Raw genomic sequence first — 19,238 nt, forward strand, 5'->3', positions numbered from 1 at the left:
TTCGAGGATGCGGGCTCAGGCCGCCAGGACGTGGCCCCGTTCGGTGGCGAATCCCCGTACACCGCGCAGGAAGTTGGAAATCATGCGCATGCCGTGCTCGGTGCGGAAGCTCTCCGGGTGGAACTGGACGGACTCGATGGGCAGAGTGCGGTGGCGCAGTCCCATCACATAGCCGTCCTCGGCGGAGCGTGCGGTGACCTCCAGAGCGGCCGGCACGGTCGTCTCCGGCACGATCAGCGAGTGGTAGCGGGTGGCCGAGAAGCGGTCCGGCACCCCGGCGAACACTCCGCGTCCGTCGTGCTCGACGTGGCTCGCCTTGCCGTGCATCAGTCGTCGGGCCGGTACGACCTCGGCTCCGTAGGCGCGGCCGATGGCCTGGTGGCCGAGACAGACGCCGAACAGCGGCAGCCGGCCGGCGAAGGTCTGCACGATCTCGACGTGCCCGGAGTCGTCCGGGTGCCCGGGCCCCGGGCCGAGCAGGATCGCGTCGGGGTGGCGCCGTTCGACCTCCGTCAGTCGCAGGGCGTTGGAGCGCACCATCAGCGGCTCGGCCCCGGCCGACATCAGGTACTGGCGCAGGATGTCGACGAAGCTGTCGAAGGCGTCGACGACCAGGATGCGCGGTCGCGGACCGGGGTGCCCGGCCACGGTGGGCGAGGGTGTCGTCACAACAGCTCCTTTCCGGTGACCGCCCAGTGGGCGGCGCTCATCTTGGCCAGCGTCTCGCGCCACTCCTTCGCCGGTTCGGAGTCGGCGACGATCCCCGCCGAGGCACGAGTGCGGTAGACGCCGTCGTGGTGGAAGAGGGTGCGGATACACAGCGCGAGGTTGGTGTATCCGCCGATGTCGATCACACCGAGCGCACCGGCGTACAGGCCGCGGCGGCTGCGTTCGAGGGACTCGATGATCTCCATGGCCCGGATCTTGGGCGTGCCGGTCATGGTGCCGGCGGGAAACAGGGCGGCCACGGCGTCGAAGGCGTCCTTGTCCGCCTCGGCCTGCCCGGACACGGTCGAGACCAGATGCAGGACGTGGGAGTACTGTTCGACGGCGAACTCGTCGGGCACGACGAGGGAGTCCGCCTTGGCGATCCGCCCGATGTCGTTGCGGCACAGGTCCACCAGCATGGTGTGCTCGGCGATCTCCTTGGGGTCCGAGCGCAGCCGCCGGGCGCCCGCCTCGTCGTCGCCGGTGCGCGGCAGCGTCCCGGCGATCGGCCGCATGGTGACGGCGCCCTGCTCGATGCGTACGAACAGCTCGGGGCTCGCGCCGATGACGTGCTGCCCGCCAACGCTCGCCAGGTACATGTACGGGGAGGCGTTGCGGCGGCGCAGCCGCTGGTAGACGTCGACGGGGTCGGCGCCGGAGCGGATGCTCAGTTCGTGGCCGATCTGCACCTGATAGATGTCGCCGACCGCGATGTGTTCCAGGCAGCGTTCCACGTCGCGGCGGAATGCCTCGGGGTCGGTGTCGTCGCTCACGAGCGCCTCGGGGACGTCGTCCGCCTCGGGTTCGGGCCAGGAGCTCTCGGCGTCCTCAAGCAGTGCGGTGATGTCCTGTGGGTCGAACGCCGGCCACGCATCGGACTCGTGCAGCAGCAGCTCGGTCCTGTCCTCGGCGACGTCCCGCACCACTAGCCCCTGATGGACGACGAGTTCCACGTCCGGCAGGTCGGGGCCTTGCTCGATGAGGTGGGGCAGGTCCTCGACGTAGCGCACGGTGTCGTAGCCGAAGTAGCCGAGGAAACCGAACCGGAAGCGGGTCGCGGAGCCGGGGGTGTCGAACAGGCCCTGGGCGGTGCGCAGCAGCGGCCACAGGCCGGCGAGGGTCCGCAGCCGCAGGGTGCCGTCGACGCCCTCGGCGACCAGCGGCCGGATGCGCTCCAGCAGCGGATCGCGCAGCGCGGGGACGCCCTCGACGCGGACGGCTCCGCCGGTGACGGCCACGGACAGCAGTGCGCCGAAGCCGACGAATTGGAAGCGGCACTCACGGATCGGGCCCGCCGCCGATTCGAGCAGGTAGACGCTGTCGTCGCCGAAGCGCGCGGCCAGGGCGCGGTAGGCGGGCAACATCGGCAGCCGGGACAGAGTGCGCGTCCGGGTGGTCACCCGGACCGCGGCCGGTGCCGTGCGGGGCTCGGTCATCGCGGGTTCCTTCTGTTCACGTGGTGATCGCGTAGCGGTGCGCGACCTGCCGGGCGGTGACGGCGGCGCTGTCGGGAGCCGACCGCTGATCGAGCACCCGGGCCGCCTTCCAGCTCACGAAGGAGCCGGTGTGGGTAACCGGGTCGAGGTCGGTCTCGATGACGGCCCTGGCATGGGCTCCGGTCAGCGCGCGCAGTCGCCCGGCCACGGCGTCGGCGACGGCGTCCGGATCCGCGGACCCGGGCAGCAGGTCCATGCGGACGGTGATCTCGTCCTCGCCGCCGCTCGTGCGGTCGATGACGACCTGGTAGCCCAGGCAGCCGCGCACCCCGTCGAGGACAGCCGCCTCCAGCTGCCCGGGGTGGAGCCGGACCCGGCCGAGGGCGATGCGGTCGGCGACCCGGCCGACGACCTCGACGACGGGGCCGGGCAGAGGTGCGTGGGCCGGTGCGGGGGTGATGCGGACCAGGTCCCCGGTGCGGTAGCGGATCAGCGGCTTGATGCCGTCGACAAGCATGGTCAGCACCAGTTCGCCCGCGCCGGTGTCGCCGAGCACGGCCCCGGTGTCCGGGTCGATCAGCTCGGTCACGTAGTTGGGCGCCGATAGGTGCAGCAGGCCGTCGTCGGCGCCCGTGGCGATGCACAGCGCCTCCTGGGAGCCGTACAGCGCGGGGCGCACGACGGCTTGCGGCCAGACGGTCGCGACGTTGGCGGCGAACTGGGGCGTGCAGATCTCGCCGAGCACCAGGAACAGCTTCACCGGCAGCTGGGCGAGGTCGTAGCCGTAATGCAGCGCGGCCTTGGCGAGGCTCAGGCAGAGGGCGGGCGCGCAGACCACGACCTCGACGTTCAGTTCCTCGATCAGGCGCAGCGCCTTCTGGAAGCCGACCCGGGGCGACTCGGGCCAGATCTTCACGTGGCACGCACCGAGTGAGGCGGTGACGGCGCTGAACACGTCGCCGAACGCGTAGAGCTCGGAGGGGCCCATCAGGCCGACGACCGGCATGCGGTCGCCGAAGCGGGACCGGAACAGCCGGCGCCAGGACTCCTCCACGGCCGCGTTGGAGGTGGCGATGTCCCTGGGGCCGCGCGGGCACGGTGTGGCGGCGCCGGTGGTCCCGTTGGTCTCGTAGTAGATACTCGCCTCGCCGACCCGTCCCGACAGCACGTCGTACATTTCGCGGCGCAGGTCGTCCTTGGTGGTGAAGGGCAGCGACGACAGGTCCTCGGGGGTGACGGCGTCGATGTCCACGCCCGCCAGGTGACAGCGGTAGAACGGGGAGCGTTCGGTGACGTGGTGGAGCACGGTGGTCAGCTGCTCCTGGCGCCAGTCGGCGAGCTGGGCGTCGGTGAGGGTGGAGTCGTAGAAGGCCCGGCTGACGTTCCGGTAGGCGGCGAGGAAGTCGTCGAGGCCGAGGCCGCGCGCGGGGGCCCGCAGCGTCTGGAGCGCGGTGGTCATGCCGGCACCTGCGTCTCGTTCAGGGCCAGGCCGACGCGCTCGTTGACGTCGTCGGAGGCCAGCAGGTCGTCCCGGCCGGTCAGCCGGCGGTGCTCGTCGAGCAGCTGGATCATGTCGACCATGCGGTCGACCAGGCGCTGCACGTTCGTCAGCCCCTCGTCGTCGTTGAGCGCGTCGCCACGGTGCAGCGCGTGCACCGTGGCCGGGAATCCGCTGCCCACCACGATCATCCGGTTGAGCAGGGCGTTGACGGTGAGCTGGGCCCACACTTCGCCTGCGCTGTAGCGCCGGGCGACGGAGATGATGCCGGCGACCTTGTTGCTCAGCGGCCGGTCGAAGCGCAGGTAGCCGACGCCGGCCCGCTCGATGAAGGTCTGCATCAGGCTCGCGGTGCCGAATCCGTGGACCGGGGCCGCGAAGACGATGCCGTCCGCGTCGATCATCTTCTGTACGACGCCGGGCACACCGTCCGCCAGGGCGCAGGGCACGGGGCGGTCGTTGCAGTTGCCGCAGGGGCCGCAGCGCTCCATCCAGATGTTGCGCAGGTCGACGATCTCGAACTCGACACCACGCTGCTCGGCGATCGCAGCCGCGTGCCGGAGGACGTCGGCGGTGTTGCCGTCCCGCTCCGATCCGTTGATGGCGAGGATCTTCAGACGTGTTGTCACGAGGTGTCTCCTTCGAAGGATCCGGCCGGCGCCGGTGCCCGGCGAGCACATTCCCTGCCGTTCTCGGCCCGTTGACTCCCTTAAATCGTCATGTCTCCGCACGGATCGAGGCATCTTCGTAAATGCTGGATGGACCAACGGCCCCGGACCTGGTAGAGGTCCGGGGCCGTCGGAGGCGTGCCGTCGTCACGGCGGTGGGGCGGGAGGGTGTCGCCGGAAGGGGTGCGGCGCGGCTGCCGCTCAGGCGGTCACGGCGACGGGGAAGGTGTCCAGGCCGCGCACGACCCAGCGGTCGCGGTAGACGGGCGGCTCCGTCGCGGCCAGGCGGGGGAACCGGGCGAAGAGCCGGGGCAGCGCGATCTGGGCCTCCAGGCGGGCGAGCGGGGCGCCCAGGCAGAAGTGCCCGCCGGCGCCGAAGCTCAGTGGCCGGTTGTCGCGCCGGTCGGGGTCGAAGCGGGCCGGGTCCGCGAAGCGCCGTGCGTCGCGGTTGGCGGCGGCCAGGATCAGCGTCAGCCGGGTCCCCGCGGGCACGGTGACGCCGGGCAGCTCGGTGTCGGCGGCCGCCCAGCGGCTGGTGACGTGCACAGGCGGTTCGAAACGCAGGATCTCCTCGACGTAGCCCGTGGCGAAGTCCGCTTCCGCGCGGAGGCGTTCGGCGAAGTCGGTCCGCTCGAGGGCGAGCAGCGCGCCGTGCCCGATGAGGAAGCTCGTTGTCTCGAACCCGGCCGTGAGCAGCACCATGAGAGTGCCCATCAGCTCGTCGTGGCCGAGCCGTCGTGGGTCCTCGTCGTGGGTGTTCACCAGGTGGGTGACGAGGTCGTCGCGGGGCTCACGGCGGCGTCGGCCGGCGAGGTCGGCGAAGTAGGCGGTCATCTCGTCCATCGCGCGGTCGGCGCGCTCCAGGGCCGCGGCGTCACGGAATCCGTCCGTGGAGACGGCGATGGTCGAGGCCATGTCGCGGAACCACACCTGGTCCTGCTCGGGGAAGCCGAGCATGGCGCTGATGACGGCGACGGGAAGCCGGGAGGCGAACTCGGCGATGAGGTCGACGGCCGACCCCGCGGCGCCGAGACCGGCCATGCGGTCGAGCAGCTGCTCGGTCATCTCCTCGATCACCGAGCGCAGCCGGCGGATCCGCGGCGGGGTGAAGGCGAAGCCGGCCACCGTCCGCAGCCGGGTGTGGTCGGGCGGATTGCTGTAGAGCATCGAGCTGGTGAAGGCGCGCAGCGAGGAGTGGTCCCGCCACCCCGGTGCCGACGTGTCGTAGCGCGCGGCGTCCTGGACGTGGAGGCGGGTGTCCCGCAGTGCGCGGTCGCACTCCTCGTACCCGACGACGACGAGCTTGCCGGGCCCGAGCCGGACGGTTTCGCCGTGGGCCCGGATCGCCTCGTACAGGGGGTAGGGGTCCTGGCGGCCGCCGACGGTCGCCAGCGCCGCCCATGCCTCCTCGGCCGTGGCCGGCCTGGCGTCCGGCTGGGTCCTCATCGGGCCGCGGCCAGCTCGATGATCACCGACGGGCCCGCGGGGTGGACGGCCACGACACGGAGTCCGGCGGCGGCGCCCAGCGCGGAGAACTCGGCGACGCCCCGCTCCTTGGCGCCGTACACGCACAGCATGCGCAGGTCCATGCCGGTGTGCGGGGCGTGTCCGGCGGAGCCGACCGTCTCGATGACGAGGACCGAGCCGTTCTCGCCGGCCGCCTCGGCGCAGCGCCGCAGGATGGCGGTGGCGGGCTCGTCGTCCCAGTCGTGCAGGACGAGCGAGAGCACGTAGCCGCCCGCGCCCGGGGGCAGCGGGTCGAAGAAGCTTCCGGCGACGGTGTCGGCGCGGTCCCCCAGACCGGCGGCGGCGAACCGCTCCTTGGCGGTGTGTGCGGCGCCGGGCAGGTCGACGACCGTGCCGCGCAGCGCCGGGTTGGCACGCAGCAGTTCGGTCAGCAGCGAGCCGTCGCCGCCGCCGACGTCGACGACGTGGCCCAGGGACGCCCAGTCGAATCCGGCGACGACGCCTGGGGCACGCTCGGCGACATCGGCCCCGAGCAGCTTGTTGAAGGAGGCGACGCGGTCGGGGTCGTCGGTGAGGTCCTCCCAGTACTCGCGTCCGTAGCGGACCGGGAAGGCGGCCTCGCCGGTGCGGACGCTGTGCAGCAGCTCGACGAACGACAGCTCGCCGCGGCCCGCGCCCTCGATGTCGAACCAGGCCCGGATGCCGGCCGGGTGGTCCTCGCGCAGTGGTTCGCCCAGGGCCGTCAGGGCGTAGCGCCCGGTCTCGTCACGTTCCAGGACGCCCCGGACCGCGAGGTAGCGCAGCAGGCGGTCGAGCGCCTCGGCGTGCGCGCCCGCGGCCTCGGCCAGCTCGGCCGCGGTGCGGCGCCCCGCGGCGATGTGGTCGGCGATCCGCAGCGTGGCCGCCACGCGCACGGCCATCGGCGTGCCCAGGCTCGCCATCGCCCACAGCTTGGCGGCCGATCCGTCCCCGTCACCCAACACGGCATGTCCTCCCTTGGTCGGCGGCCCCCTCCCGGAGCCCGTGGCTTCATCGTCGCGCACGGGCGGGCGGGGGCCATCTCCCTTGTTGCGATGCTGAGTTGAGGTCCGGGACGGACGGCGCGTCGCCCCTAGACGTTCTCGAGCGTCTGCCGGTGCTCCGGCTCGACGGCCGCGGGTGCCGCACGGTTCGCGGACAGCCGGCCCGGTGCCCAGAAGCGCCGGCCGAGGTCCAGGGCGAGCGCGGGCACCAGGACCGTACGGACGAGGAAGGTGTCGATCAGGACGCCGATGCAGACGACGAAGCCCATCTGGGCCATCGCCACCAGCGGGAGCCCGGCGAACACGGCGAACGTCGCGGCGAGCACCAGGCCGGCCGAGCTGATGACGCCGCCGGTGCTGCTCAGGCCGATCAGGATGCCCTTGGTGTGCCCGTGCAGGGCGGTCTCCTGCTTGACCCTGTGCATCAGGAAGATGTTGTAGTCGATGCCGAGTGCGACGAGGAAGACGAAGCCCAGCAGCGGCACTGTCCAGTCGACGCCGGGGTAGCCCATGACGTGCTCGAACAGGAGGTTCGAGGCGCCCAGGGCGGCGAAGTAGGACACGACGACCGTCGCCAGCAGGACGAGCGGCGCGACCAGGGCGCGCAGCAGCCACACCAGCACGAGCAGGACGACGAGCAGGACCAGCGGCACCACGACGTCCAGGTCGCGTTCGGCGGCGTTCTCCTTGTCCAGGGCCTGGGCCGCGGTGCCGCCGACGAGTCCGTCGACCCGGTCCCGAAGGGCCTCGACGGTGTGCTTGGCCGCGTCGCTGTCGGGCGTGCCGGGCAGCACGGCGGCCAGCTGGGTGAGGGTGCCGTCCGGGGTGCGGCCGACGGTCCTGACCTCGACCACGCCCTTGGTGCCGCGGGCGGCGCGGGCGTCCTTCTGCGCGTCCGGCGTCTTCACGATGATCGTCGCAGGGTCGGCGGAGCCGGACGGGAAGTGCTGGGAAAGTTTCTCCTGGGCGACGACCGACTCCGGCTTGTTCGCGAACCAGTCGGTCTGGCTGAGGCCCATGTTCAGGCCCAGTGCGCCCAGCGCGAGGGCGCCGGTGACGGCCAGCGAGGCGATCCACGAGGTGCGGGGCCGGGCCGCGACGGCCTGGCCGACGCGCTCCCACAGCGGGCGGGCGGCGCGCACGGGAGCACCCTCGCGCGGCACGAGCGGCCAGAACACCCAGCGGCCGGCGATGACGAGCAGGGCCGGCAGGATCGTGACCATTGCGAGGAAGCCGCACAGGACGCCGATGACGCCGACCAGTCCCATGGAGCGGGAGGAGTTGATGTCGGCGAAGGCGAGGCAGGCCAGGCCGATCGCGACGGTGCCCGCGGAGGCGAGCACGGCGGGGCCGCTGCGGCGCAGCGCGGCCTGCATGGCCGTGTGCCGGTCCGCGTGGCGGTGCAGTTCCTCGCGGTAGCGGGCGATGAGCAGCAGCGCGTAGTCCGTGCCGATGCCGAAGACGAGGACCATCAGCACGCCCGAGCTCTGCGGGTCGACCTGGAGGCCCGCTCCCTTGGCGAGGAGGTAGGTGCCGGCCTGGGTCAGGACGGATGCGAAGCCGACGGCGAGCGCGGGGAAGAGCCACAGGACGGGGCTGCGGTAGGTGAGCAGCAGCAGGACGACGACGATGAGTCCGGTGGCCATCATCAGCGTGCCGTCGAGGTTGTCGAAGACGGTGAAGGCGTCGGTGAGCGAGCCGGCGGGGCCGCCGACGCGGGCGTCGAGGCCGGGCGGGGCGTGGGCGTCGGCGATGCGGCGCAGGTCGGCGACCTTGTCGGCGACGACCGACTGCTCCTTGCCCGGCAGCGGCACGACCACCATGAGGGCCTTGCCGTCCTCCGACTCGATGGCCGGCGGCACCTGCCGTCCCTCGGCGGCGACCTTGCCGAAGGCGGTGCGGTCGGCCCGGACCTTGGCGCGGGCCTCGTCGCCCAGCGAGCCCGGGCTGCTGTAGACCACGACCGCCGAGGTCAGGTCGTCGGTGCGGAACTTCTCCAGCTCCGTGTTCACCTCGGCCGACTCGGCGCCGCGCGGCAGGAAGGCGTTGGCGCTGGTGTCCTGGACCTCGCCGAGCTTGCCGGCGAGCGCGCCGAGCGCCATCACCGCGATCAGCCAGGTCACGAGGACGAGCCATTTTCCGCGACGGCCACCGGGCACGACGGCGGCTCGCTCGAACCATGCTCGCATGGAGATCTCTCCTTTTGGGGGACGTTCCGCGGCCGGGCGCGCTGCGGCCGCACGGCGGGGACGGTTCATCGTCCCGGGCGTTCATCCGGGGTCGCATCTTCCGTATTGCTGAATGCGCGCATGCGGCAGCGCCCGTGGAACCGCGCTCCACGGGCGCTGTGCTGTGCCGCCCGGCGGGCCGGGCCTAAGTGCGGCACGGATGACCTCAGTTGGCGAAGAAGTTCTTCAGCTCGGGCGCGAGGACGGCCGGGTCGACGGCGATGCCCTGGCCGGCCAGGGCGTGACGGCGGGCGTCCGGCAGTGCGTCGGTGACCGCCTGCGCGGAGGCCTTCAGCCACGCGTCCGCCTCGCCGCCGTGCACCACGAACACCGGGGCGGTGACGGACGCCAGTTCCCCGGTCGGCAGGGCGAAGTCGTCGCCGACGATGGTCGTGTCGTACGGCAGCGTGTGCGCCAGGGCCTCGAGGCCCGCCCAGAACGGCGCGAACTTCATTCCGGCGACGGCCTCGGCCGGCGCGCCCATGCCCTCGACCATGAAGAACTCGACGGCCTCGGCCCGCTTGCCGGACGCGCTCAGCTCCGCGAGACGGGCGGTGAAGCCGGCCGGGGGACGCGGGCCGGACTCGTCGACGACGTACGGCGGGTCGTAGACGGCGATCTGCGTGATGCCAAGACCGGCGGCCGCGGCCTTGAACGCAAGGGCGCCGCCGGCCGAAAGACCGAAGACCCTGGCCGAGCCGCCGGCCTCGGCGATCAGTGCCGCGAGGTCCTCGATCTCGCGTTCCACGGCGTACTCGGCAGCGTCGCCGCTGTCCCCGCGGCCGCGGCGGTCGTAGTTGAAGACAGTGAAGTGGGGGGCCAGTTCCTCGGCCAGCTGCGTCATGGTCGGATGCGCCCGCTCGCTGAAGGAGCCGCCGATGAGGATCAGCGGTTCGCCCTGGCCGGAGCGGTCGTAGGCGATCGTGGTGCCGTCGGCGGACTGAACTGTGTTCATTGTTCTCCTGAAGACGTGGGGGCGCCGGGCTGCGCGGACGGATGTCGGGTTTGTGTGCCCGTCCAGCCTGCGGACGGCGAGGGTCGCGGCGCATCTTCGGAATTGCTGCGTCCGCACCGGCGGCGCACGAAGCCCCGGGGGCCTGCGGGCCTCCGGGGCGGGTGGTTCGGGGTTCGTGCGCTGGTCAGCGCGGTCCGGCGACGGTGTAGGCGTCCTGTGCGGTGGCGGCGGTCCGGGTGGCGCCGTCCTTGCGGGCAGCCCAGCGGCCGACGGCCTTCACGATGGGACGTTCGATGAGGTAGTGGCTCGCGGTGGCCGCCAGGATGCTGCCGACGAGCACCGCGGTCATCAGCTCCGGGAAGCCGATCGTGCCGCGCAGCTGGTTCATCAGGCCCGGCTGGGTGCCGAAGACGCTGCCGGTCTTGAACCAGAAGTACATGATGGCGAAGTGCCACAGGTAGATGCCGTAGGAGATGCGTCCCAGGTAGCGCGAGACGGGGTTGGCGACGATCGCGTCGACGACCCGGGACTTGGTGCCGGGGATCGAGAGCGGCATCACCGTCAGGTAGGAGAAGACCAGCAGCAGGAAGTACTGGGTCAGGGCGAGGCCGACGCCCTCGTAGTCGCCGTAGCCGGGGCGGCCGAAGGGCTGGGTGCAGTTGAAGGCGTAGACGGCCAGGGCGCCGACCCAGAACAGCAGCGGATGGCTGGCGGCGATCCGGTACAGGGCGGGCTTACGGTCGGGCCGCAGCTCGGCGAGGACGTGCAGGAGCGCCATGGCCATACCGAGGGCGAAGGCACCGCCGACGCCCAGCGGCCACCAGTACTTGGTGGGGTAGATGCCCATCGACGGGCGGTGGATGTAGTAGGTCCACACCGCTGATCCGACGGTGATGAGCGCCAGCGGGACCATCATGCGGCGCACCTTGCGCACCGGATCGGCTGTGCCCCGGGCCAGCCAGTGCATCAGTACGGCGAGCAGGGGGAGGGCGAGGTAGTACTGCATCTCGGCCGGGACGGTCCAGGCCGGGTCCATGCCGGCGATCCACGTGTAGTCGTAGACCTGGAGCATCAGGATCGGCCGCAGCACGTACCAGACCCCGTCGACTGCGTCGAAGTTGAGGAGGAACACGCAGACCAGCGAGAGCAGGATGTAGGCGGGCCACAGCCGGGCGAGGCGCTTGGCGAGGAACGGGCCGACCTTGGGGCGCTCGCCGCCGCCGAGGGTCCAGCGGGCGAACGGCCGGTACAGCAGCATGCCGGACAGGACGAAGAACGGGCCCAGCGCCAGTGGACGCATGCCGGCCAGCAGGTCGGCGAGGGCCTGGTTGCCGGGCCGTGCCGTGTAGGCGCCCATGACTCCGGCTGCGAAGGATGTGTGGACGGCCGCAACTCCGAGGGCACACAGCGCGCGGACACCGTCGAGTCCCCCGACGCGCTTGGTCTGTTGGGCCGGTGCCGCGGCCCGATTGGCATTCACTGCGTCAGCGCTCCTCTGTGTCTCGATGGCTTGTTCAGCATGGGCATGGCGTGATTGCGGCGCCATCTTCTGCCGTGCGGTGTTGCCGCGACCCGCCGTTGGGCCGCCAACCGCCCTGTGACGCACGGCAATCCAGGAGATGCAGCGCCCGTCGGCCCTGTGTGACCGTTCCGGCTGACCCGTCAGGCCGCCTGCGTGCGGGCTGCCCTCGGCAGGGACGAGCGATTGGACGTAAGCGATGGTCTCCACCTCGATTCACGAACGTTTCGCCGCGCAGGCGCGCCGGACGCCGGACGCGGTGGCGGTGTCGGCGGGGGACGCGCAACTGACCTACCGTCAGCTCGATGAGCGGGCCAACCGGCTCGCCCACCGCCTGATCGAGGCGGGCGTCGAGCCGCGGGATCCGGTTGCGGTGCTGATGGAACGCTCCGCCGACGTGGTGGTCGCGATCCTCGCCGCCCTCAAGGCGGGCGCCTTCTACCTGCCGCTGCACAGCGCCTACCCGCTGCCGCGAATGCAGCAGATCATGGACCGGGCCGGCTCCCCCGTGCTGCTCACCGACCTGGCGAGCGAGGCACGCGGGCTGCCCCGCACCCGTCAGGTGATCCTGCCCGCCGGCGACCTGGCCACGGCGGGGGCACCCGCCACCGATCCGGGCGTCCCGGCCGGCCCGGACGCGCCGGCCTACGTCATCCACACCTCCGGCTCCACCGGTGAGCCGAAGGGCGTCGAGGTCCCCCACCGCGGTGTCCTCGGCCTGGCCGACGACACCTGCTGGGACGGCAGGGCACACCGGCGGATCCTGGCCCTCGCCCCGTACGCCTTCGGTGTCTCCACCTACGAGCTGTGGGTCCCCTTGCTGCGCGGCGGCGAGATCGTGCTGCCGCCGCCCGGCGACCTGGACGTGCGCACGGTGCGACGGCTCATCACCGCGCACGGCATCACCGCGCTGCACGTCACCGCCGGTCTGTTCCGGCTCTTCGCCGACGAGGCCCCGGACAGCTTCGCCCCCGTGCACGAGGTCCTCACCGGCGGGGACGTCATCTCCCCGACAGCCGTGCAGCGCGTCCTCGACGCCTGCCCGGGCCTCGTCGTGCGCGCCATGTACGGCGCCACCGAGGTCTCGTCGTTCGCGGCGAGCGCCACGCTCACCGCGCCCTATGAGCCGACGGCGGTGATCCCCGTCGGCCACCCGCTGGACACCGTCGACGCGCGGCTGCTGGACGAGGAGCTGCGGCCGGTCGCGGACGGCGGGATCGGCGAGCTCTACATCGCCGGTGACCGGCTCGCCCTCGGCTACTACCGGCGACCCGACCTGACGGCGGAACGATTCGTCGAGGACCCCGGGGCGCCGGGGTCCCGGATGTACCGCACCGGCGACCTCATGCGCCGTGGCTCCCGGGGCCTGGAGTTCGCCGGCCGTGTCGGCGACCAGGTCAAGATCCGGGGCTTCCGCGTGGAGCCCGCCGAGGTGGAGCACGTGCTGGCGGGACAGCCGGGCGTGGCGCACGCCGCCGTCGTCGCCCAGGAGCAGGAGGGCGGCGACCGGCGCCTGGTCGCCTACCTCGTGCCGAAGACCACAGGCCTGGACGAGGCGGCGCTGCGGTCGGCGGTTGCCGCCGTACTGCCCGACTACATGGTGCCCGCCGCGTTCATGGAGCTGGCCGAGCTGCCGCTGACGGCCAACGGGAAGCTGGACCGCGCGGCGCTGCCCGCGCCCGTCCCGCAGAAGGCGGTGGGCTCCACGCCGGCGGCCGGCGCCCGGCAGGACGTGCTGTGCGCGCTGTTCTCCCGGGTCCTCGGCGTCCCCGGCGTGGGCGTGGACGACGACTTCTTCACCCTCGGCGGCGAGTCGCTGCAGGCCGTACGCCTGGCCTCGCGCATCGAGGCCGAGCTGGGCTACGAGATCTCCGTCGGTGACGTGCTGAACCATCCGACGGTCGCCGAGCTGGACCGCCGTATGGAGCAACTCGCCCAGGCGGACGGACTCACGGAGGCGGCGCGGTGACCGGCCGGCCCCTCCCCGACGGCACCGCCGGGCGCGACTGCGTCGTCCTCGTCAACACCCTGGGCCGGCACTCGCTGTGGCCCGTCGACCTCGACACCCCGGCCGGCTGGCCGGTCGCCTACGGCCCGGCCTCCCGCGCGCGATGCCTGGACTTCATCGACCGGGCCTCGAGCCGCCACCCCGCCGCTGCGGCGACCGCCGCCTGAACCCGTCGGCCGCGCCCGCCGGCGCACCGCCCCACCACTCGGAGAGGACTCGATCACCGTGAGCATCACCGCCGCACCCTTGGAGGCGGAGAGCACCGCCGACCGCATCCCGCTGTCGTACAACCAGGAGTTCCTGCGCGCGTTCGACAAGGGCGAGACGGACGGTGCGTTCGGTCACCGCCACACCCTCGTGTGCGGCTGGCGGGTCACCGGCGCGATCGACCTCGCCGCCCTCCAACTGGCCCTGGACGACGTCGTGGTCCGCCACGAGGTGCTGCGCACCGCGGTGCGTGGCGATGAGCAGGGCGGCTACCAGGTGGTCGAGCCGCCGTCGCCGGTCGCGCTGGAGATACGGGAGCTGGGCGAGGGCGACGGCGCGCCGCGTGATGTGCGCGCCGAGGAATTCCTGAACGAGCTGGACGCTCGCCCCTTCGAGGTACGCGAACTGCCGCACCTGCGGGCCGCGGTGGGACGCTTCGACGCCACCGACGCGGTCCTGGTGCTGGCCACCCATCACACCTCCACCGACGCCTGGTCGCTGCAGGTGATCATGCGCGACCTGGCAGCCGCCTACGCGGCCCGCGTGGCGGGCGGGCACGCCGGGCAGGACGCGGCCGCGCAGTACCAGGAGTTCGCCCGCTGGCAGCAGGGGACCGCCGCGAGCCCGCGGCTGGACCGGGCGCGCGGCTATTGGCGCGAGCGGCTGGAGGAGGCGCGGATCACCGGGATCACCTCGGACCGGCCGCGTGACGAGAACCTGGCGAGCGCCTACGGCGTGCACCGGTTCGTGTTCGACGCGCAGCTGTCCTCGGCCGTCCTGCGGTCCGCCCGCGACACCCGCTGCACGCCGTTCATGGTGATGGCCGCCGCCTACAGCGTGCTGCTGCGCGAACGCACCGGCACCAGCGACGTGGTCTTCCCGACCTTCTCCTCGGGCCGCTATGAGGAGCGGTTCATGGACGCGGTCGGCCCGTTCTTCAACTTTGTGCCCGTCCGGATCGACACCACCGGCTGCGCCACCATGGGCGAGGTGCTGGACCGGGCCCGCGAGGCATGCGTGGGCGCCTACCAGCACGAGATCCCCTTCGCCCGGATCGCCGAGGACAGCCCCGCGCTGCTCGCGCCGTTCGCCGACGGGTCACTCGCCGTCGTCGCGTTCGAGGTGCTGCAGACCGCCTTCCCGATGACGGGGACGGACGCCGGCGGCCTCGGGTTCGCCGAGATCCGGCACCGGACCCGGTCGCAGCGGGTCAGCTCGGCCATCCCGGACGGCGGCCTGTGGGCGATGGACGTGCTGCCCAACGGGCAGCTCGCCGGAAGCCTGAAGTTCGACCACCACCGCTTCGACGAGTCCACCGCGGCCGACCTGGTGGCCCGCTTCCGCGAGCTGCTGAGCACGCTGGCCGACGCGCCCCACACCCCGCTGGACTGACCCGCGAGCCGAGCCCCTTCGACGCCAAGAGGACCGATCGACGATGACTACCCTGGCCCCCTTCGCCCCTGTGGCTCCCCCGGAGCCCGGCCTGACCCCCGAGGAGATCGTCGCCCGGGCCGAGGCCCTGGCCGCGACCCTGGTCGAGCGGCAGGCCGAGACCGAGCGGCGCGGCTTCTACGCCGAGGACACCCACGAGGCCTTCGCCCGCGCCGGCTTCTACCGGATCCTCGTACCGCGCCGTTACGGCGGCTACGAGTTCGGCCCGGAGACCTTCGTGAAGGTCTCCATGGCGCTGGCCCGCGGCTGCCCGTCGACCGGCTGGATGTACCTCTTCGGCGCGGCGCACGCGCTGGTGGTGGGCACCCTTTTCGACGAGGCCACCCAGGCTGAGCTGTTCGCCGGCGGTGACTTCATCTGCCCCGCGACGGTCGCCCCGGCGGGCTCCGCCCGGCCCGACGGCGAGGGCGGCTGGCTGCTCGACGGCACCTGGAACTACTGCTCCGGCGCCCCCTACGCCACCCACTTCGTCGGCCACACCCTGGTGGCCGGTGGCGAGGGCGAGCCGCCCGCGCCGATGCTGTTCATCGCCCCGCGCGAGCAGTTCGAGCGCCTGGACGACTGGGGTGCCCAGCTCGGTCTCAAGGGCAGCGGCTCGCACAGCATTCGCATCGAGGGCGGCCGGGTGCCTGGCAACCACACGCTCGGCGGCCACCTGAGCCAGCTGGCGGTCACCGACGAGCTTCCGGGACGCCGCCTGCACGGCCCTGAGTACGGCGGCGGTCCGCTCAGTTTCATGCTGCTGGAGCTCGGCGTGCTCGCGGTCGGCATGGCCAAGGGCGCGCTGGACGCGTACGACGAGCTGATGCGCTCCCGGACGACGGCGTTCTTCCCCATAGTGCCGCGCACCGAGGACCCCGACTTCCAGTTCCGCTACGGCGAGGCTGCCGGCATGATCGCCGCGGCCGAGGCGGCGGTGCTGCACGCCACGCAGCAGTGGCAGGAGCTGTGCCGCAAGGAGGCGGCGGCCTTCACCCGCGAGGAGGAGCTGCGGCTGGCCACCATCAGCCGGGAGGCCGTGCGGCTGGCCTGGCGTGCGGTCGAAGGGCAGCTGTTCCCGACCGCCGGGTCCAGCTCGGTGCGGGCCGGGGAGCGTATCGAGCGGGTCTGGCGCGACCTGTCCACGCTGCACAGCCACGCCGGGAACGGCGTCTTCCTCTCCTCGCTCGCCAACCGCGAGCTGGCCCAGGCGCACTTCGGCACCGGCGTCCGGTGAGTGCCGCAGCGCTGCGCCCCTGGACACCGCGTCCGCACACGAGTCCACGTCCGACAGATCGGGATGAACCCATGGAACAAGGCTGCCCCTTCGCCCTCGACACCACCGGCCGCGACATTCACGGCGAGGCCGCGGCCCTGCGGGCCCAGGGCCCGGCGACCCGGGTGGAACTGCCGGGCGGCGTGTTCGCCTGGTCACTGAACGGCCACGCGGTGATCAAGCAGGTGCTCGCCGACCCGCGCGTGACCAAGAGCGCCCGCAACCACTGGCCCGCCTTCGTCAACGGCGAGGTGCCGCCGGACTGGGAGCTGATCAGCTGGGTCGCGATGGACAACATGGTGACGGCCTACGGCAAGAACCATGTGCGGCTGCGCAAACTGGTCGGCGCGGCGTTCACCCCGCGCCGCGCCGAGGCGTTCCGGCCCCGCGTGGAGGAACTGACCGACCAGCTGCTGGACGCGCTGGAGCAGGCGGGGCCGGGCGAGACGGTGGACCTGCGCGAGCGGTTCGCCTACCCGCTGCCGGCCCGGCTGGTGGCCGACCTGATCGGCATGCCGGAGGAGGCCCGCGCCAAGACCGCCAAGGTCATCGACGCGATGGTGGACACCACCATCACCCCCGAGCAGGCCCAGGCAGTGCTGGCGGGCTGGCGCGGCGCGATGGCCGACCTGATAGCCGACAAGCGGCGCGAGCCGGGCGAGGACATCACCAGTGACCTGGTCGCCGCCCGCGACGAGGACGGCTCGCGGCTGTCCGAGGACGAGCTGACCGACACGATCTTCGCGATCCTCGGCGCCGGCTCGGAGACCACGATCAACTTCTTCGACAACGCCATCACCGCGCTGCTGAGCGACCGTTCCCAGCTGGAGCTGGTCCGCTCCGGGCGCGCCACCTGGGACGACGTGATCGACGAGACGCTGCGGGTGGAGTCGCCGCTGGCGCATCTGCCGCTGCGGTACGCGGCGGAGGACATCGAGCTGGACGGGGTGACCATCCCGAAGGGCGACCCGATCCTGGTGAATTACGCGGCGGTGGGCCGCGACCCCGAGCTCCACGCCGAGGCGCCCGAGGCCTTCGACCTGACGCGGACCGACAAGTCCCACCTGTCGTTCGGGTTCGGCCCGCACTACTGCATGGGCGCGGGCATCGCCCGCCTGGTGGCCACCACCGGCCTGTCCCGGCTGTTCGAGCGCTTCCCGGACCTGGAGCTGGCCGTGGAGCGCGACGCGCTGCAGCCGCTGCCGACGTTCATCATGAACGGCCACCGCAGCCTGCCGGTGCGGCTGACCGCGAAGGTGCCGGCGGGCGCGGGCGCCCGCTGACCCACGCACACCGAAGGGCCGCCCGGGACGTTCGGTCCCGGGCGGCCCTTCGCGCTGCCGTGGCGCCGGCCGCGGACACCCGGCGGCACGAGTGAGCCCGCCCCGCGGCGGACGCGGGACGGGCTCGTGACTCAGGCGGGGGACGCCGTACGACGGCCGTGGCAGGCTAGGCGGCGAGGGGCGCCGCGGCCTTGGCCGCGCCTTCCTCGACCCGGCGCAGCATGTCCGGGCTCATCAACGCGTCCGGGGTGGCGACCAGGCCCGCGACCCGCATGAACGTGGCCGTGACCTCGCCGTCGACGACGGCGGCGGCGTGCAGCGCGGCCATGAAGGCGCCGGACGCCTCCCACTCGGGGGTGCGCTCGCCCTCGACCTCGGGGTAGCCGAGGTCGGCCCCGGCGGAGAACTGCCAGGGCACCTCGATGACCTGCGCGATGTCCGCGAGGAACGCCTTCGGGTCCACCTCGCCCCGGCTCAGGTGCTCGCGCAGCACCAGCGTCTCCAGCGCGGCGACCGTCATACCCTGCCCGTACACCGGGTTGAAGCTGCACGCGGCGTCGCCAAGGACCAGGAAGCGGTTCGGGAAGCGGGACAGCCGCTCGTAGCGGCGGCGCTGGCTGGCCGGGTAGCGGAACACTGCACCGTCGTCGACCGGCTCGGCGTCGTGGATGACGTCGTGGATGTCGGACACCGGCAGCGTGCGGGTCCACTCCAGGAAGCCCGGGAGGTCGGCCGGGGCGCTGTCGCCGAGGACGCCGGTGAGGGAGACCACGACGAGGCCGCCCTCGATCCGGGACAGGAACGCGCCGCGCCGGTGGCTCGGCGAGGAGACGGGGTTGATCGACAGGTCGCCGTCGAGCACCGCGTCGTCGCGCAGCCGGAACTTGCGCGTGGTGTAGCTGAGGTCGATGCGGATGCGCTCCTCGTCGGGGCGCTCGTAGCCGAAGTCCTCCAGCCACAGTGGGGTGCGCGAGCCGCGCCCGGTGGCGTCGACGACGAGGTCCGCCTCGATCGTCCGCTCCTGCGCCCCGGCTTCCTGGGACTGCACGCGGACCCCGGTGACCGTGTCGCGGGTGTCGTCGGCGACCAGCCCGGCGATGTCGTGCCGCTCCAGCAGGACCACGCCGGGCAGTGCCGCGACCCGCTCGCGCACCCGGCTCTCCAGCACTGGGCGCGTGGCCGAGACGCAGATCAGTCCGGTCGTGCCGGGGCTGAGCCGGCGGCCGTTGAAGAACCAGCGCAGTTCGCCCAGGTCTCCGGTCGGGACGCCGGCCTCGACGGCCTCGTCGGTGAAGCCGGGGAACAGCTCGTCGAGGATCTGCTGGCCGCGGGCGAGCAGTCCGTGGACGTGGCGTCCCTGTCCCACGCCCTTGCGGGCCGTGGTCGTTCCCGTGATCGTGTCGCGCTCCACGACGAGCACCTCGTCGTAGGAGTCGGCGAGCACGCGCGCGGCCAGGAGCCCCGCCATGCTGCCGCCGAGCACCACCGCGCGCTCGCCCACCCTGTTGGTCATGTACGTCACCTCTTCTGCG

At 72.4% G+C, this 19,238-nt stretch carries 15 protein-coding genes; 5 read left to right on the plus strand and 10 right to left on the minus strand.

The features are described from left to right. Nucleotides 1-15 precede the first annotated feature (15 nt). From BLW57_RS39905 to BLW57_RS39945, 9 genes are all read right to left on the minus strand, one after another. Entirely contained in the window at nucleotides 16-669 is a 654-nt protein-coding gene (locus BLW57_RS39905; protein ID WP_256339891.1) for an anthranilate synthase component II, read from the minus strand. Next, nucleotides 666-2,144: an anthranilate synthase component I family protein gene (locus BLW57_RS39910; protein WP_093481216.1), complete on the minus strand. Its 1,479-nt coding sequence runs from the start codon at nucleotides 2,142-2,144 to the stop codon at nucleotides 666-668. Before BLW57_RS39910 ends, BLW57_RS39905 begins: the two co-directional genes overlap by 4 nt. Nucleotides 2,145-2,160: 16 nt before the next feature. Beyond that, nucleotides 2,161-3,603: a phenylacetate--CoA ligase family protein gene (locus tag BLW57_RS39915; RefSeq protein WP_093481217.1), complete on the minus strand. Its 1,443-nt coding sequence runs from the start codon at nucleotides 3,601-3,603 to the stop codon at nucleotides 2,161-2,163. Next, nucleotides 3,600-4,271, minus strand: coding sequence for a flavodoxin family protein (locus BLW57_RS39920; protein ID WP_093481218.1), 672 nt, complete (start codon nucleotides 4,269-4,271; stop codon nucleotides 3,600-3,602). Before BLW57_RS39920 ends, BLW57_RS39915 begins: the two co-directional genes overlap by 4 nt. 240 nt (nucleotides 4,272-4,511) lie before the next feature. Next, nucleotides 4,512-5,756 (minus strand): cytochrome P450, encoded by a 1,245-nt coding sequence (locus BLW57_RS39925; RefSeq protein WP_093481219.1) that lies wholly within the window; start codon nucleotides 5,754-5,756, stop codon nucleotides 4,512-4,514. Continuing rightward, nucleotides 5,753-6,757 carry a methyltransferase gene (locus BLW57_RS39930; RefSeq protein WP_218137985.1) on the minus strand — a complete coding sequence of 335 codons (1,005 nt, stop codon included), beginning with the start codon at nucleotides 6,755-6,757 and terminating at the stop codon, nucleotides 5,753-5,755. The genes BLW57_RS39925 and BLW57_RS39930 overlap by 4 nt, the downstream gene beginning before the upstream one ends. Nucleotides 6,758-6,888: 131 nt before the next feature. Beyond that, the gene (locus BLW57_RS39935; RefSeq protein ID WP_093481220.1) at nucleotides 6,889-8,988 is read right to left on the minus strand and encodes an MMPL family transporter; all 2,100 of its coding nucleotides are present in this window, start codon (nucleotides 8,986-8,988) and stop codon (nucleotides 6,889-6,891) included. 205 nt (nucleotides 8,989-9,193) lie between these two features. Further along, a complete protein-coding gene (locus tag BLW57_RS39940; protein WP_073901639.1) occupies nucleotides 9,194-9,982 on the minus strand; it encodes an alpha/beta fold hydrolase in 789 nt (262 codons plus the stop codon). A 184-nt stretch (nucleotides 9,983-10,166) separates the two neighbouring features. After that, nucleotides 10,167-11,462, minus strand: a complete 1,296-nt coding sequence (locus BLW57_RS39945; protein WP_093481221.1) for an acyltransferase family protein — start codon at nucleotides 11,460-11,462, stop codon at nucleotides 10,167-10,169. Nucleotides 11,463-11,700: 238 nt separating this feature from the next. Here BLW57_RS39945 and BLW57_RS39950 point away from each other — a divergent pair, with 238 nt between their 5' ends. The 5 genes from BLW57_RS39950 to BLW57_RS39970 all read left to right on the plus strand — a co-directional run bounded on the left by BLW57_RS39950 (nucleotide 11,701) and on the right by BLW57_RS39970 (nucleotide 17,706). Further along, complete coding sequence (locus BLW57_RS39950; RefSeq protein ID WP_093481222.1) at nucleotides 11,701-13,470, plus strand: non-ribosomal peptide synthetase; 1,770 nt, start codon at nucleotides 11,701-11,703, stop codon at nucleotides 13,468-13,470. Beyond that, nucleotides 13,467-13,676, plus strand: a complete 210-nt coding sequence (locus tag BLW57_RS39955; RefSeq protein WP_073901633.1) for an MbtH family protein — start codon at nucleotides 13,467-13,469, stop codon at nucleotides 13,674-13,676. The genes BLW57_RS39950 and BLW57_RS39955 overlap by 4 nt, the downstream gene beginning before the upstream one ends. Nucleotides 13,677-13,734: 58 nt before the next feature. Continuing rightward, nucleotides 13,735-15,108 carry a condensation domain-containing protein gene (locus BLW57_RS39960; protein WP_093481223.1) on the plus strand — a complete coding sequence of 458 codons (1,374 nt, stop codon included), beginning with the start codon at nucleotides 13,735-13,737 and terminating at the stop codon, nucleotides 15,106-15,108. Between the two features lie 43 nt (nucleotides 15,109-15,151). After that, the gene (locus BLW57_RS39965; RefSeq protein ID WP_093481224.1) at nucleotides 15,152-16,384 is read left to right on the plus strand and encodes an acyl-CoA dehydrogenase family protein; all 1,233 of its coding nucleotides are present in this window, start codon (nucleotides 15,152-15,154) and stop codon (nucleotides 16,382-16,384) included. A 71-nt stretch (nucleotides 16,385-16,455) separates the two neighbouring features. Continuing rightward, nucleotides 16,456-17,706: a cytochrome P450 family protein gene (locus tag BLW57_RS39970; RefSeq protein WP_093481225.1), complete on the plus strand. Its 1,251-nt coding sequence runs from the start codon at nucleotides 16,456-16,458 to the stop codon at nucleotides 17,704-17,706. Nucleotides 17,707-17,872: 166 nt separating this feature from the next. Here BLW57_RS39970 and BLW57_RS39975 read toward each other — a convergent pair whose 3' ends face one another. Next, the gene (locus tag BLW57_RS39975; protein ID WP_093481226.1) at nucleotides 17,873-19,219 is read right to left on the minus strand and encodes an FAD-dependent oxidoreductase; all 1,347 of its coding nucleotides are present in this window, start codon (nucleotides 19,217-19,219) and stop codon (nucleotides 17,873-17,875) included. Between the last annotated feature and the right edge of the window lie 19 nt (nucleotides 19,220-19,238).

The organism is Streptomyces sp. 1222.5 (genome assembly GCF_900105245.1).
GTDB lineage: Bacteria > Actinomycetota > Actinomycetes > Streptomycetales > Streptomycetaceae > Streptomyces > Streptomyces albidocamelliae.

Coding starts and splice junctions, on each gene's coding strand:
- BLW57_RS39910 (WP_093481216.1), bottom strand. CDS start 2,144: ATGACCGAGCCCCGCACGGCACCGGCCGCGGTCCGGGTGACCACCCGG.
- BLW57_RS39915 (WP_093481217.1), bottom strand. CDS start 3,603: ATGACCACCGCGCTCCAGACGCTGCGGGCCCCCGCGCGCGGCCTCGGC.
- BLW57_RS39925 (WP_093481219.1), bottom strand. CDS start 5,756: ATGAGGACCCAGCCGGACGCCAGGCCGGCCACGGCCGAGGAGGCATGG.
- BLW57_RS39935 (WP_093481220.1), bottom strand. CDS start 8,988: ATGCGAGCATGGTTCGAGCGAGCCGCCGTCGTGCCCGGTGGCCGTCGC.
- BLW57_RS39940 (WP_073901639.1), bottom strand. CDS start 9,982: ATGAACACAGTTCAGTCCGCCGACGGCACCACGATCGCCTACGACCGC.
- BLW57_RS39950 (WP_093481222.1), top strand. CDS start 11,701: ATGGTCTCCACCTCGATTCACGAACGTTTCGCCGCGCAGGCGCGCCGG.
- BLW57_RS39965 (WP_093481224.1), top strand. CDS start 15,152: ATGACTACCCTGGCCCCCTTCGCCCCTGTGGCTCCCCCGGAGCCCGGC.
- BLW57_RS39970 (WP_093481225.1), top strand. CDS start 16,456: ATGGAACAAGGCTGCCCCTTCGCCCTCGACACCACCGGCCGCGACATT.
- BLW57_RS39975 (WP_093481226.1), bottom strand. CDS start 19,219: ATGACCAACAGGGTGGGCGAGCGCGCGGTGGTGCTCGGCGGCAGCATG.